This window comes from Streptomyces sp. NPDC050759 (assembly GCF_044456945.1).
GTDB lineage: Bacteria > Actinomycetota > Actinomycetes > Streptomycetales > Streptomycetaceae > Streptomyces.
Genome location: NZ_JBITGI010000004.1, coordinates 92,032 through 110,010 on the forward strand (window position 1 = coordinate 92,032; position 17,979 = coordinate 110,010).

At 70.6% G+C, this 17,979-nt stretch carries 17 protein-coding genes; 7 read left to right on the forward strand and 10 right to left on the reverse strand.

Translation table 11 applies throughout. From position 1 onward, the window contains the following. Nucleotides 1-204: 204 nt before the first annotated feature. Genes ACIBJB_RS13920 through ACIBJB_RS13930 form a run of 3 tightly spaced genes read right to left on the reverse strand, consistent with a single transcriptional unit; the run spans nt 205 to nt 3,571 of the window. On the reverse strand, nt 205-954 hold the full coding sequence (locus ACIBJB_RS13920) for a succinate dehydrogenase/fumarate reductase iron-sulfur subunit (protein ID WP_398930024.1): 750 nt from the start codon (nt 952-954) through the stop codon (nt 205-207). Further along, on the reverse strand, nt 951-2,897 hold the full coding sequence (locus ACIBJB_RS13925) for a fumarate reductase/succinate dehydrogenase flavoprotein subunit (RefSeq protein WP_398930026.1): 1,947 nt from the start codon (nt 2,895-2,897) through the stop codon (nt 951-953). Before ACIBJB_RS13925 ends, ACIBJB_RS13920 begins: the two co-directional genes overlap by 4 nt. Nucleotides 2,898-2,899: 2 nt before the next feature. Next, entirely contained in the window at nt 2,900-3,571 is a 672-nt protein-coding gene (locus ACIBJB_RS13930; protein ID WP_398930983.1) for a succinate dehydrogenase, read from the reverse strand. Between the two features lie 119 nt (nt 3,572-3,690). Here ACIBJB_RS13930 and ACIBJB_RS13935 point away from each other — a divergent pair, with 119 nt between their 5' ends. Together ACIBJB_RS13935 and ACIBJB_RS13940 are read left to right on the forward strand one after the other, a co-directional pair. Then, entirely contained in the window at nt 3,691-4,578 is an 888-nt protein-coding gene (locus tag ACIBJB_RS13935) for a LysR family transcriptional regulator (protein WP_398930028.1), read from the forward strand. A gap of 40 nt (nt 4,579-4,618) precedes the next feature. Further along, nucleotides 4,619-5,824, forward strand: coding sequence for a PQQ-binding-like beta-propeller repeat protein (locus ACIBJB_RS13940; RefSeq protein WP_398930030.1), 1,206 nt, complete (start codon nt 4,619-4,621; stop codon nt 5,822-5,824). 13 nt (nt 5,825-5,837) lie between these two features. Here the strand turns inward: ACIBJB_RS13940 and ACIBJB_RS13945 are convergent, their stop codons facing one another. The 3 genes from ACIBJB_RS13945 to ACIBJB_RS13955 all read right to left on the reverse strand — a co-directional run bounded on the left by ACIBJB_RS13945 (nt 5,838) and on the right by ACIBJB_RS13955 (nt 10,042). After that, a complete protein-coding gene (locus ACIBJB_RS13945; protein ID WP_398930032.1) occupies nt 5,838-7,973 on the reverse strand; it encodes a putative bifunctional diguanylate cyclase/phosphodiesterase in 2,136 nt (711 codons plus the stop codon). Beyond that, entirely contained in the window at nt 7,970-8,791 is an 822-nt protein-coding gene (locus tag ACIBJB_RS13950) for an SAM-dependent methyltransferase (protein WP_398930034.1), read from the reverse strand. The genes ACIBJB_RS13945 and ACIBJB_RS13950 overlap by 4 nt, the downstream gene beginning before the upstream one ends. Before the next feature lie 285 nt (nt 8,792-9,076). Beyond that, nucleotides 9,077-10,042: an SCO0930 family lipoprotein gene (locus ACIBJB_RS13955; protein ID WP_398930036.1), complete on the reverse strand. Its 966-nt coding sequence runs from the start codon at nt 10,040-10,042 to the stop codon at nt 9,077-9,079. Between the two features lie 774 nt (nt 10,043-10,816). Here ACIBJB_RS13955 and ACIBJB_RS13960 point away from each other — a divergent pair. The 3 genes from ACIBJB_RS13960 to ACIBJB_RS13970 all read left to right on the forward strand — a co-directional run bounded on the left by ACIBJB_RS13960 (nt 10,817) and on the right by ACIBJB_RS13970 (nt 12,474). Continuing rightward, nucleotides 10,817-10,948 carry a hypothetical protein gene (locus tag ACIBJB_RS13960; protein WP_266511426.1) on the forward strand — a complete coding sequence of 44 codons (132 nt, stop codon included), beginning with the start codon at nt 10,817-10,819 and terminating at the stop codon, nt 10,946-10,948. 21 nt (nt 10,949-10,969) lie between these two features. Continuing rightward, the gene (locus ACIBJB_RS13965; protein ID WP_398930039.1) at nt 10,970-11,734 is read left to right on the forward strand and encodes a DUF4239 domain-containing protein; all 765 of its coding nucleotides are present in this window, start codon (nt 10,970-10,972) and stop codon (nt 11,732-11,734) included. A 206-nt stretch (nt 11,735-11,940) separates the two neighbouring features. Next, nucleotides 11,941-12,474 (forward strand): hypothetical protein, encoded by a 534-nt coding sequence (locus ACIBJB_RS13970; protein WP_398930041.1) that lies wholly within the window; start codon nt 11,941-11,943, stop codon nt 12,472-12,474. 103 nt (nt 12,475-12,577) lie between these two features. Here ACIBJB_RS13970 and ACIBJB_RS13975 read toward each other — a convergent pair whose 3' ends face one another. Next, nucleotides 12,578-13,069: a hypothetical protein gene (locus ACIBJB_RS13975; RefSeq protein ID WP_398930043.1), complete on the reverse strand. Its 492-nt coding sequence runs from the start codon at nt 13,067-13,069 to the stop codon at nt 12,578-12,580. A 333-nt stretch (nt 13,070-13,402) separates the two neighbouring features. Here ACIBJB_RS13975 and ACIBJB_RS13980 point away from each other — a divergent pair, with 333 nt between their 5' ends. Beyond that, complete coding sequence (locus ACIBJB_RS13980) at nt 13,403-14,074, forward strand: class F sortase (RefSeq protein WP_398930045.1); 672 nt, start codon at nt 13,403-13,405, stop codon at nt 14,072-14,074. Between the two features lie 36 nt (nt 14,075-14,110). On the opposite strand, the gene ACIBJB_RS13985 is transcribed toward ACIBJB_RS13980, so the two are convergent. Continuing rightward, entirely contained in the window at nt 14,111-14,977 is an 867-nt protein-coding gene (locus ACIBJB_RS13985) for a polysaccharide deacetylase family protein (RefSeq protein ID WP_398930047.1), read from the reverse strand. Between the two features lie 317 nt (nt 14,978-15,294). Here ACIBJB_RS13985 and ACIBJB_RS13990 point away from each other — a divergent pair, with 317 nt between their 5' ends. Next, nucleotides 15,295-15,756, forward strand: a complete 462-nt coding sequence (locus tag ACIBJB_RS13990) for a universal stress protein (RefSeq protein WP_007386389.1) — start codon at nt 15,295-15,297, stop codon at nt 15,754-15,756. Nucleotides 15,757-15,768: 12 nt separating this feature from the next. Here ACIBJB_RS13990 and ACIBJB_RS13995 read toward each other — a convergent pair whose 3' ends face one another. Both ACIBJB_RS13995 and ACIBJB_RS14000 read right to left on the reverse strand, forming a co-directional pair. Beyond that, complete coding sequence (locus ACIBJB_RS13995; RefSeq protein WP_398930049.1) at nt 15,769-16,824, reverse strand: 2OG-Fe(II) oxygenase family protein; 1,056 nt, start codon at nt 16,822-16,824, stop codon at nt 15,769-15,771. A 271-nt stretch (nt 16,825-17,095) separates the two neighbouring features. Next, nucleotides 17,096-17,911 carry an alpha/beta fold hydrolase gene (locus ACIBJB_RS14000; RefSeq protein WP_398930051.1) on the reverse strand — a complete coding sequence of 272 codons (816 nt, stop codon included), beginning with the start codon at nt 17,909-17,911 and terminating at the stop codon, nt 17,096-17,098. Nucleotides 17,912-17,979: the final 68 nt, after the last annotated feature.

Consider the following 17,979-nt stretch of genomic DNA (forward strand, 5'->3'; position numbering starts at 1 on the left):
ACGGGTTCCGAGAGTGCGGATGTGCGGAGGCTGAACGGCTCGGGCAAGGTGTCCGGGGCCTCCGACTCCGTCGTCCTGCCGGTGTCCCGCCGGTGACCGGAGGGCGACCGACCTGATCGACGAGGCCTCCACGTGACCTTGGCGGGGCCGGACCTGAGCACCACGTCCGGCCCCACCCGTCCGCACCTTGTCGGCGAACGTCTCTCAGCGCCTGGCGACCTTCCGGGTCGCCCGCAGCCATTCCTTGTTCATGCTGGTGATGGAGACCAGCGGAATCCCCTTGGGACAGGCCGTCGCGCACTCGCCCGCGAGCGTGCAGCCGCCGAAGCCCTCCTCGTCCATCTGCTCCACCATGTCGAGAACCCTGGTCTCGCGCTCCGGCGCCCCCTGCGGCAGCACGTTCAGGTGATTCACCTTGGCCGAGGTGAACAGCATCGCCGCCCCGTTGGGGCAGGCGGCGACACACGCCCCGCAGCCGATGCACTCGGCGTTCTCGAAGGCGAAGTCGGCGTCGGGCTTGGGTACCGGCGTCGCATGGGCCTCGGGTGCCGCACCCGTGGGCGCGGTGATGTATCCCCCGGCCTGGATGATCCGGTCGAAGGCCGAGCGGTCCACGACCAGGTCCTTGATCACCGGGAACGCGGACGCCCGCCACGGCTCGACGTCGATCGTGTCGCCGTCCGAGAAGGACCGCATGTGCAGCTGACAGGTGGTCGTCCGCTCCGGTCCGTGGGCGTCGCCGTTGATGACGAGCGAGCACGCGCCGCAGATGCCCTCACGGCAGTCGTGGTCGAAGGCCACCGGATCCTCACCGCGCAGGATGAGCTCCTCGTTGAGGGTGTCCAGCATCTCCAGGAAGGACATGTCGGACGAGATGCCGTCCACCTCGTACGTGGACATCGCGCCGTCGGCGTCGGCGTTCTTCTGCCGCCAGACGCGCAGGGTGAGCTTCATGCGTAGCTCCGCTGAGTGGGGTGGACGTACTCGAAGACCAGGTCTTCCTTGTGCAGGACGGGTGCCTCACCGGTGCCGGTGAACTCCCAGGCCGCCGCGTAGGCGAACTCGTCGTCCCTGCGGGCGGCTTCGCCGTCGGGCGTCTGTGACTCCTCGCGGAAGTGGCCGCCGCAGGACTCGGCGCGGTGCAGTGCGTCGAGGCACATCAGCTCGGCGAGCTCCAGGTAGTCGACGACCCGATTCGCCTTCTCCAGCGACTGGTTGAACTCCTCGCCGGTGCCCGGGACCTTGATCCGCCGCCAGAACTCCTCGCGGATCTGCGGGATGCGCTCCAGCGCCTTGCGGAGCCCCGAGTCGGTGCGCGCCATCCCGCAGAACTCCCACATGAGTTCGCCGACCTCGCGGTGGAAGGAGTCCGGCGTGCGGTCCCCGTCGACGGCGAGGAGCAGGTTGAGCCGGTCCTCGGTCTCCGCCAACACCTCCTGCACGGCGGGGTGTTCGCCGGTCACCGCGTCCTGGTGCGGGTTGCGGGCGAGGTAGTCGTTGATGGTCGCCGGCAGCACGAAGTAGCCGTCGGCCAGGCCCTGCATCAGCGCGGAGGCGCCGAGCCGGTTGGCCCCGTGGTCGGAGAAGTTGGCCTCGCCGATCGCGAACAGGCCGGGGATGGTGGTCTGGAGGTCGTAGTCCACCCACAGTCCGCCCATCGTGTAGTGCACGGCGGGGTAGATCCGCATCGGCACCTCGTACGGATCCTCGTCGGTGATCCGCTGGTACATGTCGAAGAGGTTGCCGTACTTCGCCTCCACGGCTGCCCGGCCCATGCGCTGGATGGCGTCGGCGAAGTCGAGGTAGACGCCCTGGCCGCCCGGCCCGACCCCCCTGCCCTCGTCGCAGACGTTCTTCGCGGCGCGGGAGGCGATGTCGCGCGGCACCAGGTTGCCGAAGGAGGGGTAGATGCGCTCCAGGTAGTAGTCGCGCTCGTCCTCGGGGATCCGGTTCGGCGGACGGGTGTCGCCCTTGGCCTTCGGCACCCAGATCCGGCCGTCGTTGCGCAGCGACTCGCTCATCAGCGTGAGCTTGGACTGGTGGTCGCCGGTGCGCGGGATGCAGGTCGGGTGGATCTGGGTGAAGCAGGGGTTGGCGAAGTGGGCGCCGCGCCGGTGGGCCCGCCAGATGGCGGTGGCGTTGGAGTTCATGGCGTTCGTCGACAGATAGAAGACGTTGCCGTAGCCGCCGGAGGCCAGCACCACCGCGTCCGCGAAGTACGTGTCGACGCGACCGGTGACGAGGTCGCGGGCCACGATCCCGCGCGCCCGTCCGTCGACGACGATCAGGTCGAGCATCTCGGTGCGCGGGTGCATCTCGATGTTCCCGGCCGCGATCTGCCTCGACAGCGCCTGATACGCGCCCAGCAGGAGCTGCTGACCCGTCTGGCCGCGGGCGTAGAAGGTCCGGGAGACCTGCACCCCGCCGAAGGAGCGGGTGTCGAGCAGACCGCCGTACTCCCGCGCGAAGGGCACGCCCTGCGCCACGCACTGGTCGATGATCTCCACCGAGATCTGTGCCAGGCGGTGGACGTTGGACTCGCGCGCCCTGAAGTCGCCGCCCTTGACGGTGTCGTAGAAGAGGCGGTGGATCGAGTCGCCGTCGTTGCGGTAGTTCTTGGCCGCGTTGATGCCACCCTGAGCGGCGATGGAGTGGGCGCGGCGCGGGGAGTCCTGATAGCAGAACTGGACGACGTGGTAGCCCTGTTCGGCGAGGGTGGCACCGGCGGAGCCGCCCGCGAGGCCGGTGCCGACGACGATCACCGTGTGCTTGCGGCGGTTGGCGGGGTTGACCAGCTTGGCCTCGAAACGGCGCTTGTCCCAGCGCTCGCCGATGGGCCCGGAAGGAGCCTTGCCGTCCGCCAGCGGCGCGCCGGTCGTGTAGTCGACGTAGGTCATGTTCAGCTCACCACTCCGGTCATGACACCCACGGGTACGGCGATGAAGCCGGCCGTGAGCAGCAGTGCGAGGACATTGGCGACGGCCTTGAGGGCACGGTCGCGGGTGCGGCTGCCGACGCCGAGGGTCTGTGCGGCACTCCAGAAGCCGTGCCGGACGTGCAGGCCGAGGGCGAGCATCGCGACGATGTAGATGACGTTGCCGTACCAGGTGGAGAAGGTGTCCACGACGTTCTGGTACGGGTGGCCCTCCTGGAAGCCGCCGGAGTGCACGGTGCCGGTCGTCAGGTCGAGGATGTGCCACACGATGAACAGGCCGAGGATGATCCCGCCCCAGCGCATGGTCCGCGTCGCGTAGCTCGCCCGCGGCTTCTTGTGGACGTACTTGCCGGGCCGTGCCCGAATGTCGCGGCGGCTGAGCTGGTACGCCGAGATGGCGTGCGCGACGACGGCGGCCACCAGCACGACGCGGATGATCCAGAGCGTCCACTCGTAGTGCATGAACGGTTCCCCGACCGTGCGCAGCCAGTGCGCGTAGTGGTTGAACTCGCCCGCCCCGAAGAAGATCTTCAGGTTGCCGATCATGTGGACGACCAGGTACAGCAGCATGATCAGCCCGCTGACGGCCATCACGGTCTTCTTGCCGACGGAGCTGTCCCACACGGTGCGTGCCATGGACGGCCGTCGGCCCGTCCGCGTTGCCAGAGCCATGGGCAAGACGCTAGGGCCGACCAGCCCCATCGGTCCAAGACATGGTCCGGCTTGATTCCATAGAGAGCGGCTATCGTACGAGGATGCAGTTCCAGCAGCTCCAGTACTTCGTGGCGGTCGCCGAGACCCGGCACTTCACCCGCGCCGCCGAGGCGGTCCATGTGGCCCAGCCCTCCCTGTCGCAGCAGATCAGGGCCCTGGAGCGGGAGCTCGGGGCGGACCTCTTCCTGCGGGCGCGGGGCAACATCGCCCTCACCGACGCGGGCGAGGCCCTGCTGCCGCTGGCCCGCCGCATCCTGGCCGACGCGGACACCGCCCGGCACGAGGTGCAGGAGCTGGTGCAGCTGCGCAGCGGCCGGGTCCGGCTCGGCGCCACCCCGAGCCTGTGCACCGGTCTGCTGCCGGACGTGCTGCGCGCCTTCCACGACCGCTATCCCGGCATCCGGCTGATGATCGAGGAGGGCGGCTCGCACGATCTCGTACGGCTGCTCGCGCGCGGCGCCCTCGACCTGGCCCTGGTGGTCCTCCCGCTGCCGTCGCCGTCCCCGGCGCTGACCACGGTGGAGTTGCTGCGCGAGGACCTGGTCGTCGTGTCCTCCCCCGAGGCGCCGGCCCCGGGTGGCCCGGGCCGCCGTACCGTGCGCGTCGCCGACCTGGAGAGCGAGCCCCTGGTGATGTTCCGGCACGGCTACGACCTGCGCGAGCTGACCGTGGCCGCATGCCGCGCCGAGGGCTTCGAGCCGGACTTCGCGGTGGAGGGCGGGGAGATGGACGCGGTGCTGGGCTTCGTGCGGGCCGGGCTGGGCGTGGCCGTCGTACCGCGCATGGTCGCCACCCGCTCCGGGCGGGGGCTGCGGGTCACCCCGCTCGCCCGGCCCGGCCTGCACCGGACGATCGCGCTGGCCCACCGCAGCGATGTGGCTCCGCCGCGGGCGGCACGGGAGTTGCAGCGGATGCTCCTGGAGCGGTGAGCGGTCGTAGCATGGGTTTTTCTTGCGCGGGGGTGGGCGGATGAAGCGGCGGATCGTCGTGGTGGGCGCGGCGCTGGTCATGCTCGCGGGGTGCGCGGACACCCCCGCGTCCGGTGGATCGCGGAGCTCCGGGCCGACGGTGGAGACGACATCGAGGTCCGTCTCGGGCCCGTGGCGCGCGTGGGCGGCGTCCCTCTCCAGCGGGGAGGCCCACGGCAGTTGCGGCGCGACGGCGCACCAGGTGGTGTGCGCGACCGACTCCGGCGGATTCGTGGGGCGTTCGCGGGCCGACGGCCGTATCACCTGGACCTTGTCCGCGGGCGACCACGGCAAGAGCGCCGGACTGGCCGTCGACGCGGCCGACGAACGGGCCGTGACCGGGGTCGCGGGCAGGCTCCGCGCGGCGAACCTGCGAACGGGTGCGCAGGCGTGGACCCATCAACTGCGCACCGGCCGCGCCTACCTCGCGCTCGCCGCTGCGGACGGGATCGTCTACGCCCTCGACGCACCGGATCCCTTCACCGACACCGCCGTCCTCGACGCCGTTCGCGCATCCGACGGCACGCCCCTCTGGCACCGGACCGTCGCCTGGAGCACGGGCGAACCCCTGGCCGCCTTCCGGGGCCGCGTATACACGGCCGACGGCACCCGGGTCACCGCCCGCGACGCCCGCACGGGCGACATCGTGGCGACCAGCCCCACGGGCGTCGAGTGCCCGCACCTCGTCACCGGCGGCCACTACCTGGTCTGCACCGGCAGCCCGTTCTCCGCGGGGGACACCTTCCCGCCCATGCGGCGCCTGGATCCGGCGACGCTGAGGGCGCTGCCGACCCCGAGGAACACGATCGACAAGCCCGTACACGGGGTGATCTCCGACGACGGGATCCTGGTGCTGTACGAGGCCGGCGCCGAGGACACGAGCGCGGGCAACTGGTTCGCGTACGACCTCGAGAACGACCGCAAGCTGTGGAGCACGTACGCCACCGAGGCGGACGCCGCCGTGGCCGGGGGCCGGTTCGTGACCTTCACCCCCGTCAACGACCGCGCCAGGCGGGGCCGCGTGCTCTCGATCGACCTGCACGCCGGTCCGCAGGGGACCGGAACCGCCGCGCCCCGCATGTCCGCGGCGTACGCGCAGACCAGAGGCGGCGAACACCCCGTGCTCGTCGCGCCGGGCGGGGACACGGGCCACATCGTCGTCATGGCCCGTGCCCACGGTTCCCTGCGGTCACTGCCGTTGCCCTAGGACCGGGCGGCACTCAGCCCGTCGCGTCGACCAGCGCCAGTTCGTGCAGTCGCTCCGGCGGGCCCGGGCGGGCGTAGTACCAGCCCTGGGCCGTGTCGCAGCCCAGTATCCGCAACTGCTCGGCCTGGGCCCCGGTTTCGACCCCCTCGACCGTCACCGCGAGGTTCAGGCCGTGGGCGAGCGAAACGATACCCTCGACGATCTTGAGGTCGACGGGGTCGGCGGGGAACTGCTGCATGCTCTGGGTGAAGGAGCGGTCCAGCTTGAGGACGCTGACCGGGAGGCGGCGAAGGTTCGCCAGGTTCGAGTAGCCGGTGCCGAAGTCGTCCAGGGCGATGTCGACGCCCATCTCGGCGAGCCGGCGCAGCGGCTTGAGGAGGTCGTCGTCGGCGCCGATGAGGGCCGACTCCGTGACTTCGAGGCAGAGGGCGTCCGGTTCGACGCCGGCGCGCTCCAGGATGTCGACGGTGTCCTGGACCAGGCCGGGGTGGGTGAGCTGGCACGGCGAGAGGTTGACGTTGATCCTCAGGGGACCGTTCTCCCCGTACCGTTCTCGCCACTCACGGGCCTGTCGTACCGACTGCTCCAGCACCCAGCGGCCGAGCGGCACGATCAGCCCGGTGTGCTCGGCGAGCGGGATGAACCGGTCCGGGCCCAGCACCCCGTGCTGCGGATGCAGCCAGCGCACCAGCGCCTCGGCGCCCCGCACACTGCCGTCGCCGAGGTGGACCAGCGGCTGGTACTCGATGAAGAACTCGCCGCGGTCCAGAGCCGCGGGCAGCGCCGTGGTGAGCCCGTGCCGGGTGATGGCGCGGGCGTCGGCCTCCGGGTCGGCCAGCTCGAAGCGGTTGCCGCCCGCCGACTTGGCCCGGTACATGGTGATGTCGGCGCTGCGCAGGACCTCCGCCGGACCCCGCTCACCCGTGGGGCCCTCGACGATGCCGATGCTGCCGCGCACGGTCAGTTCACGGCCGTCGATACGGACCGGGGCGAGCAGCACGTTCATGATCCGCGCCGCGAGGTCGTCGACCTCGCTCTCGGTGTCGGGGCCGGTGGTCAGCGCCACGAACTCGTCACCGCCGAGCCGGGCCACCATCTCGCCCGGCGCGGTCGCGCACGACTGGAGCCGGTCGGCGACCTCCACGAGCAGCCGGTCGCCGGCCGCGTGGCCGAGACTGTCGTTGATGGTCTTGAAGCCGTCGAGGTCGAGGTAGCACAGGCCGAACCGCTGGCCCTCGCCCGCGTTCAGCGCCTTCTCCAGGCGCTCGAAGAACAGCGTGCGGTTGGGCAGTCCGGTGAGCGCGTCGTGCGTGGCCTCGTAGCGCAGCCGGAGGTTGAGCAGCCGGCGCTCGGTGGTGTCCTCCATGAGGGCGAGCTGGTACTGCGGGACGCCGTCGGCGTCGCGCAGCAGGGAGACCGTCAGGTTGGTCCACAGGACCGTTCCGTCCGGGCGGTGGAATGCCTTTTCGAGGTGGTAGTGCTCGCGCTCGCCGCGGACGAGTTCGTCGTAGAGCGTCCAGGTCTGCGGGGCGTCCTCGGGGTGGGTCCACTCCTGGACCCGGCGGCCGCGCATCGTCTGGTCGGTGACGCCGAACATGCGCAGCAGCGCGCCGTTGACCTGGAGGACGTTGCCGTCCAGGTCGGCGATGCCGATCCCTATCGCCGCGCCCTCGAACACCGCGCGGAACCGGGCCTCGGTCGCGTGCAGCGCCTGCGCCACCACGCCCTGCGCCTCGAGGGCGGCCTGCGCGATGGCCTCCTGCTCGGCCAGCGTCCGCTCCCGCAGCGCCTGCGCGAACCCGGCGGCCATGGCGTGCTGGAGGCGTGCGGAACGGGACCGCAGGTCCTCGCGGTCGCCGTCGCCGCCGCAGTAGAGCACCAGATAGGCGTCGACGCAGTCCAGGGAGCGGGTCAGCGCCTCCGGATCCGTGCAGTGCGCGTCGACGAGGGCGGCGCCGACCGCCCGGCCCTCGTCCGTGTCGACGACCCTGGCCGCGAGCGCCTGGCTCAACCGGCGGGCCAGCGGCAGCAGTTGTTCCTCGAACTCCGGCCGGGTCGCGGACGTCGACGTCACCGGGAACACGGCCCGGCTCCAGATCGTCGCGAACCGGCGCAGTCTGTCCTCCGGCCCGTCCGGCTCGGCGGTCACGCCGTACGCCCCACGCCGGCGAACCCGGAGAAGGCCCACGGATCCTCGTCGTCGGGGTTCCAGGTCGCCGACTCGGGCCGCCACCGCGGCGGCGACACCAGTCCCGGTTCCACCATGTCGTACCCCTCGAAGAACCGCGCGATCTCGTCGCGCGAGCGCATGATCAGCGGGTTGCGGATGTCCTTGTACACGTCCACCGCGCCCTCGGTCCGCTCCTGCGGAATCGGCATTCCCTCGTACGAGGCGTGCGTGAGCACCAGCAGGCTGCCCGGCGCGAGTGCGTCGCGCAGCTCCGCCACCGCTCCGTAGGGGGCGTCCGCGTCTTCCACGAAGTGCAGTATGGCAACGAGAAGCAGGGCCACCGGCCGGTTCAGGTCGATCAGGCGCTGAACCTCGGGGCTGTCGAGAATCTCGCGGGGCTTGCGGAGGTCGGCGGCGACGACTCCCGCGTCCGCGTTGCCCTCGAGGACCGCCTGGCTGTGCGCTACGGCCACCGGGTCGTGGTCGACGTAGACGACACGGGCGCCGGGGCGGGCGCTCTGGGCCACCTCGTGGACGCTGCCGAAGGTCGGGATGCCGGAACCGATGTCCAGGAACTGGGTGATGCCCTCGTCGGCGGCGAACCGCACCGCCCGCCGCAGGAACGCCCGGTTCGCCTGCATGGTCTTCGGCAGCCCCGGCGCGAACTCCATGGCCCTGCGGGCCGCTTCCCGGTCGGCCTCGAAGTTGTGCGAACCGCCCAGGTAGAAGTCGTAGATACGCGCGACGCTGGGCACCGAGATGTCGATGCTCCGGGGAGCCCAGGCGGGACGCTCCATGTATCTCTCCAAGGCGTAGACGATCCGGTGTTCGAGCTGAGGCTACTGATCGACCGCCAAGGGAGCGAGTGGAAACGGAAATTGACCGTCCGTTCCCGGTCACTGCCTGCGGCACGTGCCGCTGCGGAACTCCGTGGACTCCCTACGAAAAGTAGGCGCCGCACTCCGGAGAGTTCCGGAGCGGGCGCCGACTCGCGGGGAGTTGGGGGGAATGACGGCAAAAACCGGTCCGCCCCCTCCGTGCGGCGCGGAGGGGGCGGACCGGTGGTTCGGGTGGGACCGCCGTCACTTGTCGGAGACGCCGACCATGTCTCCGTTGGGGCGGACGGCGTACCAGGTGCCGCCGACGCCCTGGCCGTTGGTGTCGCCGGGCTGCTTGTCGGCCGCGAAGGTGTAGATGGGCGAGCAGTTGACCGTCTGCTGCTTGACGCCGTCGGAGCGGGTGAAGCTCATCAGGCCCTTCTTCTGGACGTCCTTGGTGTCGTTCGCCGACACCGGCGCCACGACCGGCCACTTCTCCAGGCAGGCACCGAGGCAGTTGGAGACCGGCTCGGGCCAGGCCTTGTCCTTGGCGAAGCGGTAGACCGTCATGCCGTTCTTGTCGACGACGATCTCGCCCAGGTTGGGGTCCTTGCGGGTGGAGAGTCCGGGCAGGCTGGCGACCGACGCCTTCTTGCCCGTGGGCGCCAGCGCGTACCACTTGCCGCCCACGCCCTGGCCGGTCAGATCGCCGGCCTTGGTGTCCTTCGCATAGCGGTAGGCCGGCCAGCCGGCGATGGTCAGCTGCTTGCTGCCGTCGGCCCGGGTCACCTCACCGAGCAGCGCCTTGTCGATACCGGCGCCGGCCGAGGCGTCGTTCGCGGGCACCGGCGGCCAGGCGGTCGCGCAGTCGCCGTTGCAGTTCGACTTCGGCGGCTCGGCGGTGTCCTCGTCGAAGCGGTAGAGGCTGAGACCGGCACTGTCGGTCAGCACGTCGCCGAGCTCGGCGTTCGCGGAGACCTCGAGCTTGCCGGCCGAGGCCGACTGGGCTCCCAGGTTCCCCTGGCCACCACCCACGGTCGAGCTGGCGCTCGGGCTGGTACCGGTCCCGATACCGGAGCCGACACCGCCGTAACCGCCCGCCGCCGCCGTGGCACCGACGTTCTGGCTGCCCACCGACGACGTGCCGCCTTCCTGACCGCACGCCGTCGTCAGCACCAGCACCGCCGCGGCGCTTGCCACGAGTGAGGCGTTCCGCCAGGAGGTCTTCATCGTCAACTCCCCATAATTCAAAAGGGTGTTGCAGCGCCCTGCTGCGCCGCCGCACGACCATGGGTACGCACCGGAGCAGGGGTTGTGTTCAACCGTCCCGCATATTTCTTTTCGGAAGCTGTGACCACACCCACCCCAGACCGCACAGATGTACCCACCGTCGGACGGACGAGCGCCCCGAATCCAAACATCGGGCGGCCTCTTGTCCCTCCTTCGGACCAATCTCTTCGCGCCCGCGCGTGTGGCGGCGCGGCAGGCCTCATGATCTTCGTCGTGCATCGACCCGAATCACCCCAATCCGCCTCCGCCATACGGGTGTTGGCCCTGCTGACGTTGACGTGGGCGCTCATCGGTCCCACGGCCGGGGTGGCCGAGGCGGATGCCTGCGCGTACGCCTCCGTCGGCCCCGACGGCGCGCAGGCGGTGGCGGTCGCCGGCAGCCCCACCTGGCCCACTTTCCCGCCGTGCCCGAAACCCGAGCCCCCGCCCCCACCCACTCCCACTCCCACTCCCACTCCCCCCGAGCCTCCGTGCACGCCGACTCCGACTCCGACTCCCGACCCCACGCCGACGCAGAAGCCGCCGAAGCCGAAGCCGACACCGCCCCCCGAGCCACCGCCTCCCCCACCCCCGCCGCCCGCACCGGCACCGCAACCGCCCGCCCCGCGGCCGCGACCCACGCCGCCCCCCGCGCCCACCCCGACACCGGCTCCCACCCCGACCCCGACGCGGAAGCCGCCGCCGAGGCCGGCCCCGGCCCCCTCCGCGACCCCGGTGACCTACCCGGCCTACCACCACGCGAAGGCGCCCGACCGGCCCACACACAGCACGACCTCGCCCGTGATCTACGTCCTGCTCATCACCGCGCCCGCGGTGGTCGCCGTGGCCGCCCTGCGGCCCCGCTAGTGCCGATCCTGGAGGCATCCCTTGCCGGAATGGCTTGTTCTCATCCTCGCGATGCTGGCCGCATGCGCCGTGGTGGTCGCCATCACGCTCATCCGCCACAAGGCGGCACCCGTGGACGAGGATCCCAGCGAGACCCCCGACGTCATCGAGTACATGACGATGTGGATCGGGGTGGTGTACGCCATCGTCCTGGGTCTGGCCATCGCGGGCGTCTGGGAGGCCCGCAGCTCCGCCCAGGACCACGTCCAGGCGGAGGCCCAGGCGCTGCACGAGATCTCGGAGCGGGTCCAGGTCTATCCGGCCGACACCCGTGACCGCATTCGGGCCGATGTCAACGCCTATGTCGGACACGTCGTCACCACCGAGTGGAAGGAGATGGCCGACCACCGCCGCATGACCGGGCGCGGCACCGAGCTCCTCGACCGGATGCGCACGGACGTCACCTCCTACCAGCCGAGGACCGACTTCGAGGCCCAGGCCTACCAGCCGCTCGTCGACCAGGTGGCGGCCGTGGACCAGGCCCGAAACGCCCGTGCGGACTCGGTGGAGCCCACCATGCCCGGGGTGGTCTGGTTCGGCCTGCTGGGCGGCGGCGTCGTCACCATCGGCATGGTGTTCGCGCTGCAGATCCGGCGGACGACACGCGAGCTGATCCTGGCCGGCCTGTTCTCCGCGCTGATCGCCTTCCTGCTCTTCCTGATCTGGGACTTCGACGCCCCCTACAGCCGTGGCATCACGGCGTCGGCGGAGCCGTTCTTCGCCCTCTTCCCGGACATCAAGGGCTGACGGCGTCCCACCGCGGGCACAGCCGGGGGACGTCCGGCGTCCGACACACCGTCGGCGTCCCCTGAGCGGCCCACACGCATACCCCATTCGGAGTGACAGAGATCGCGCAGACGTACACCCATTCCTAGCGTTTCGGTCATCGAGGTGCATGTGCAACGAAGGCGGAAAAGATCCGCAGCTGCTCCTCGGGGACCGGAGGAACCACCATGCGCGCGATACGCCTCGCTTCGGCCGTACTGCTGGGCGCGACCGCCCTGACCTTCTCCGCACCGGCCGCCATGGCGAAGGACACCGACATCACGCCCTTCGGTTTCAGCGTCCTGCCCTCGACCGTCGCCGCGGGCGGACAGGTGGCGCTCCTGCTGGAACGGAACCACGGCGGCTGCAGGGGCTCGGCGACCGTCACATCGGCGGTCCTCGACACCGTCATCATCCCGCCGCACAAGAGTTACGCGACGGCCGTTGTCGACTGGGACGCCAGACCCGGTTCGGTGTTCCGGGTGACGTTCACCTGCGACGGCGTGAGCGGGTCCACGCGGGTGACCATCGCCGGCGGCCGCCCGGACGGCCCCACACCGATGCCGCTCCACCCCGACCGGGGTGTGCACGCCGGTGAGGGCGGCAGCAGCATCGCCGGGTTCGACCTCAAGGAGCTCGGCATGGGCGCCGCGCTGATCACGGGGTCGATCGGGGCGGCGTACTACTTCTCCCGTCGTCGCCCCGGCGAGGACGACGCGTGACGGCTGTGCCGGGCGCGCAGACCTCCGCCCCGGTGGTTCCTCTCGGAATCCGGGGCGAAGGTCTGTGCCACGTGCGGTCGGAAATCTCCGAAGGGGGCGGAGATCAGATGTGCTTCTCGGACCGCCGGCGCATCCAGAACACCCCGCCGCCGACGACGGCCAGGGCCACGAGACCGCCACCGATGGCCATGTCGGTCGGGGTCGCCCCGGCGGAGCTGCTGCCACCGAGGCCGCCGCGGACTCCGCCGATGACGGTGAAGGCCGTGGGGTTGATCACGGTGCCGTTGGCGCAGACGACGCTGATGCTGTGCGATCCCGTGGCCGCGTTCCGGTTGACGGTGGCGCGTCCCGTCGCCAGGTTGTTGGCCCCCGTCCTCAGCCTGATCGTCCGGAACGCGTCCGAGCTCGCGGTGGCTGGGCCGGTGCAGTTGTTGACGGTGATGGTCAGTTGTCCGCCCCGGGCGATGACGTTGGGCAGGGCGACGACATTGCTGGGGCTCAGGTTCATGCCGTCCCGCGCGACGGCCGCCGGGGCGGCGAGTCCGAGCACGGCGACCGCGGCGCCGGCGGCCGCCAGGGCACGAGTAGTACGCATGTGAATCCTCCGCGGGAGACGCCCCGGGAACGGTCCCCGGTGTATCGGCGAGAAAACGCCTCCCAGACAGACCCTCAGATGCCGTGCGCAAGCCCGCATTTCGGCATTGGTCCGTACTGGTGAGAGGACACGCCGAACGAAAAGCGCACAATCGGATATCTCCGCAGGTCACGGACCGTCAGAAAATTCCTGCTCACGGCAACTCGGATGGCGCACGACCCGCGTCCGGGGGCCACCCGTTCGCCGCCACCCCGTCGCCGGTTTCGTGAGCGGGACTTAGCGTTCTCTTATGCGCGAATGACGTGGCGACGGCCGCGTCGAGAGGGGAAGTCAATGTCTGCGTCCGAGCTGGCCGGGCTGGCCGAAGAGGAGGAGCAGCGGAAGAAGCGCGCTCCCTGGGGCGTGATAGCGCTTGTTCTGCTGACCGGTCTCGCGCTCATCCGGAACGGTTCGGGGGAGTTCGACGTCGGCCCGCCGCAGCCCGCGTCGGCGGCCGCGGCGGACAGCCGGGTGCACGGCTCCGCCTTCGGCAACGCCCCCGCTCCCCTGCCGTACGCCGCGCCCGACCGGGTCTCCATCCCGGCGATCCGGGTCGACGCGCCGATGGTGCCGGTCGGCCTCGACTCGGACGGCTGGGTCGGTGCGCCGCCGCCGGAGGACCCGAATCTGGCCGGCTGGTTCACCGGCGCGGTCTCCCCCGGCGAGAAGGGCACCGCGGTCGTCGTCGGCCATGTCGACAACAAACAGGGCCCCGCCGTGTTCTACGGACTGGGAGCCCTGAAGAAGGGAAATCGCGTCGAGATCAGGCGCAAGGACGGAAAGACGGCCGTCTTCGAGATCTACGGCATCGAGGTCTTCGAGAAGAACAATTTCCCCGGAGACCGTGTCTACGGCTCCAAGGGCGCCCCCGAATTGCGGGTCATCACCTGCGGGGGCGGCTTTTCCAAGAACAACGGCTACGACGGCAACGTCGTCGCCTTCGCCCGCCTGGTCGAGGTCCGCTGAGCGTTCCCCGACCCGGCGGGCGCGTCCCGCTTCCGGCTATACGTACTGCCGTCTCGGGACGGTGAGGTGATAGCCGGAATCGATGAGCTGCGGCAGATAGTCGCGCAGCGCCCGGACACTCTGGGAGCGGTCGCCCCCGGCGTCGTGCGAGAGCACCACGACGCCGGGGGCGGCGCCGTTCTCCACGGTGCCGACGATGCGGCGGGTGCCCGGAGTGGTCCAGTCGAGGGTGTCGACGGTCCAGGCCAGGGGTTCCATGCCGAGCTCGGCGCCGAGCTGGAAGGCGGCGCGGTTCCAGGCGCCGTAGGGAGCACGGAACCATTCCGGCCGCTCGCCGTAGGCGTCCTCGATGACGTCGCAGGTGCGTTCCATCTCGGAGCGGATGCGGGAGCGGGTGAGCCGGGTGAGCAGGGGGTGGGACCAGGTGTGGTTACCGACGACGTGTCCCTCGTCGGACATCCGGGCCAGCAGGTCCTGGTTGTCGACCGCCATCTCCCCGCACACGAAGAACATCGCCCGTACGTCGTACTCGGCCAGCGTGTCCAGGATGTGCGGGGTGTAGCGGGGATCGGGTCCGTCGTCGAAGGTCAGCACCATGGTCCTGCCGCGTCCGGAGACCTTCAGCAACGGTTCGTGGCGCACCGGCGTCTTCCGGCGGGTGGCGTGCGGCGGGCCGTATCCGGTCAGGGGCCGGAGGCGGTAGGCCGAGGACTTGACCGCGCGGCGGGCCGGTGGGCCGGCGGCGGGCAGCGCCGGCCCGACCGGCTCCTCGCCGGTGACCGCCGCGAGCACTCCGGCCGTGCCGGCGGCCCCTACCACGGCGGCACCGGCCAGCAGGGCCCGACGCCGGGTGAGCACCGCCGCCGTCGACGACAGCCGTGTGAGCAACTGATCCTTCGTCATGACTCATCAGTCGCCCGGCGGAGTACCGACGCACCTCAGCAACACCGGTGTGGCGGCACGAATACACCCACCCGGCCCAGCGAAGACGTACCCGGCGGCATGGCGGAACGTCAGGCCGACGTCGTACGGGGGCAATCGGCTTCGTCCCCGGCCTCGTCCCCTCCGTCGAGGCCGGGTGCCGAAGGCGGCGGCGGGCTTGGGTGACGGCCCGCTCGCGGCCCGCCCCTCGGGTGCCCCTTTTCGGGAAAACTTGCGCACCCCTGTCGACGGGTCCCCGAATGCCCGCCGGACCTGCGGCTTCCGATAGCCTCACAGCCGTGACGGAACAGCATGCGCACCAGTTCGAGCGGGGCACGGACGGGCCCAAGGTCATCGTCGTCGGCGTGGACGGCTCCGACTCCTCGCTCCGCGCCGCGGCATACGCCGGCGGTCTGGCCCGGCGGCAGCACGCGCTGCTCGCCGTCGTGTACGTCCAGCCGGTGATCGCCTCGGGCGCCGCGCTCGGCGCGCCGGTCGCCGAGACGACCGACGAGATCGCCGAGGACCTGGTCGCCCAGATCCGGCTGGCGACCGAGCAGAACAAGGGGATATTCGATGTGCGCTGGGAGTTCCACACCTTCCGCGGCGACCCCTACAGCGGGCTGACGAAGGCGGCGGACGAGCTCAAGGCCGACGCGGTCGTCGTCGGAGCCTCGGAGCAGGCCGGCCACCGGATCGTCGGTTCCGTCGCGGTGCGCCTCGTCAAGGCGGGGCGGTGGCCGGTGACCGTGGTGCCGTAAGCCCGTTGGGGGTCAGGCGAGCGCCTCCTCGCGCAGCCGGTCCAGTACCTTCAGCCGGCCCTCCGCCTCGATACGGGCCGTGGTCACGCGCTCGGGATAGCAGCGCATGAACATCCGGGTGAAGTGGGTGCCGTAGTGGAGGTACTCGGCGGAGTCCGGAGCGTCGAGTGGGCGTGCCACCGCGTCGAAGGCCGGTTCGTGGAAGTAGGCGAGGGTGTACCGCTCGCGTGCGGCGAGGCGGACCTTGTGCGGGGTCGACAGGAGGGCGCCGCCGGTCATGAACTGCATGATGTCACCGGGGAAGACGGTGAACACGGCCGTGACCGGGGTGACGTAGGTCCAGGGCTCCTCGTGTTCGTAGCGGCCGGCCATGGACTCGCCGGGCAGCCAGTTGCGGCCGCGTTCCTCTCCCGGGACGGGCGGCCGGACATGGAGGCCGCCGATGTCGTCCTGGGCGGCGATCACGAGCAGGCCGTAGTCGGTGTGGGCGCCGATGCCGCGTTCCGAGGTGGCGTCGGCGGGCGGGAAGCGCAGGACGCGCATGTGGTGCCAGCCGTCGGTGGTGAGCCGGGTGAAGGGGTCGGGGTCGTCCAGGCCGAGCCCCAGTGCCGTCAGCCGGAGCAGACGCCCGCCGATCTCGCCGACGACCGTCATGTAGTCCTTCATGGCGCGGGCGTAGCCGGGTGAGGGCCAGGGCACCGGTCCGTGGCAGGGCCACCGGTCGATGACGCGAGGGTCGTCCGCCGGGATGTCGGGGCACACCGTGAAGATCTCCGAGCCGTCCCGCTGCCCGGCCGTCTCCTCCTCGCCGGAGGCCACGTAACCGCTGTAGCTCAGGTCCGACACATGGACGGCCTTCTCGTTCAGCGCTCTGCGACAGAACACCCGGGACGCGGCCAACGCCCGCTCTGTCGCCACCTGTTGAGGGCGCGTGGCGCGGATCTGGAAGATGCCGTCCGACTGCCAGGCGGCGACCAGAGCCTGGCCGAGGGCCCGGTCGCCGTGCGTGCCGCGCACGACGGCGGGCAACCGGAAGGTCTGCAGAGGGCTGTGTGGCTCACTGGTCATGTCGGATGCTCCGAGACCGCTGCGCTGTGGTTGCGCGGCAAACTACTCCGGCCCCCTCCTCCTGAACAGCCGTTCAGTCCAGTGCCCCCAGCACCTATCGCGGTCATGATCCGCCGTCAGCCGTTTGCCGCACGCGAAGAGATGAGGCGCACGGCTGGGTCCCGGATGGGCGAGGGATTCTCCGCCGCAAACCGATCGACTGCACCGAAGAGCCGGAGTGACCGCAATCGGCGTAGGCGGCGTCATCGGCACGGCCGGCGCCGGTGAGGCGTCAGAGCGAGCGCAGGAAGTCCAGCAGGAGCGCGTTGAACTCCTCGGGCCTCTCCAGGTTCGGGAAGTGCGAGGCGCCCTCCACCAGCACCGAGCGGCCGTTCTGGACGGTGCCGGCGAAGAGTTCCGCGTCGGCGAGCAGGTCCGGTGAGTCGAGTGTGCCGTTGACGGTGAGGACCGGGACGTCGATCTTCGGGACCCGGGGCCAGGTGTCGGTCATGGGCACGTGCCAGTTCCGTTCGCCCGGTGTGTGCTTGGCGATGGTGTGCAGGGCCATCTCGCGCAGGTGGTCCAGGATGCGCGGGTCGGTCTCCTCGGTCTCGCGGAAGGGGCCCGCGACGGACTTGAGGAACACCTTCAGCCAGCCCTCGATGTCGCCCGAGTGCAGCACCCGCTGGGAGTCGGCCACGATCTGTCGGGTCGCCTCGTGGGTGTACTGGAAGTCGCTGACCGAGGCCCCGCTCATCACGATCCCCCGGACCAGTTCCGGATACTCGATCGCCGTGTCACCGGCGATGGCCCCACCCATCGAGACGCCGACCAGGACCGCGGGACCCGCGTCAAGGTGGCGCAGCAGTCCGGCGAGGTCGTCGGCCCAGCGGAAGGGCTTGATGGCGTTGGCGGTCCAGCCGTGGCCGCGGACGTCCACGGCGACGACACGGTGTCCGGCGGCGAGGACCGGCACCTGGGCCTCGAAGAGGCGGTGGTCGACGTAGCCGGCGTGCAGCAGGACCACGGGGTCCCCGGTTCCGGTGTCGAGATAGGCGATGTCCCCGTCGGTGGACGCGAAGAAGCTCAGTTCCGAAGCAGCTGTCATGACAACCAAGGTGTCATCTTCTGGCGATTTTGACAACCTGGTTGTCATGATGAGCCGGTGCATGATGA

Coding starts and splice junctions, on each gene's coding strand:
- ACIBJB_RS13970 (WP_398930041.1), top strand. CDS start 11,941: ATGCGCGCGATACGCCTCGCTTCGGCCGTACTGCTGGGCGCGACCGCC.
- ACIBJB_RS13975 (WP_398930043.1), bottom strand. CDS start 13,069: ATGCGTACTACTCGTGCCCTGGCGGCCGCCGGCGCCGCGGTCGCCGTG.
- ACIBJB_RS13935 (WP_398930028.1), top strand. CDS start 3,691: ATGCAGTTCCAGCAGCTCCAGTACTTCGTGGCGGTCGCCGAGACCCGG.
- ACIBJB_RS13985 (WP_398930047.1), bottom strand. CDS start 14,977: ATGACGAAGGATCAGTTGCTCACACGGCTGTCGTCGACGGCGGCGGTG.
- ACIBJB_RS13955 (WP_398930036.1), bottom strand. CDS start 10,042: ATGAAGACCTCCTGGCGGAACGCCTCACTCGTGGCAAGCGCCGCGGCG.
- ACIBJB_RS13995 (WP_398930049.1), bottom strand. CDS start 16,824: ATGACCAGTGAGCCACACAGCCCTCTGCAGACCTTCCGGTTGCCCGCC.
- ACIBJB_RS13930 (WP_398930983.1), bottom strand. CDS start 3,571: ATGGCACGCACCGTGTGGGACAGCTCCGTCGGCAAGAAGACCGTGATG.
- ACIBJB_RS13925 (WP_398930026.1), bottom strand. CDS start 2,897: ATGACCTACGTCGACTACACGACCGGCGCGCCGCTGGCGGACGGCAAG.
- ACIBJB_RS13980 (WP_398930045.1), top strand. CDS start 13,403: ATGTCTGCGTCCGAGCTGGCCGGGCTGGCCGAAGAGGAGGAGCAGCGG.
- ACIBJB_RS13920 (WP_398930024.1), bottom strand. CDS start 954: ATGAAGCTCACCCTGCGCGTCTGGCGGCAGAAGAACGCCGACGCCGAC.
- ACIBJB_RS13950 (WP_398930034.1), bottom strand. CDS start 8,791: ATGGAGCGTCCCGCCTGGGCTCCCCGGAGCATCGACATCTCGGTGCCC.
- ACIBJB_RS13940 (WP_398930030.1), top strand. CDS start 4,619: ATGAAGCGGCGGATCGTCGTGGTGGGCGCGGCGCTGGTCATGCTCGCG.
- ACIBJB_RS14000 (WP_398930051.1), bottom strand. CDS start 17,911: ATGACAGCTGCTTCGGAACTGAGCTTCTTCGCGTCCACCGACGGGGAC.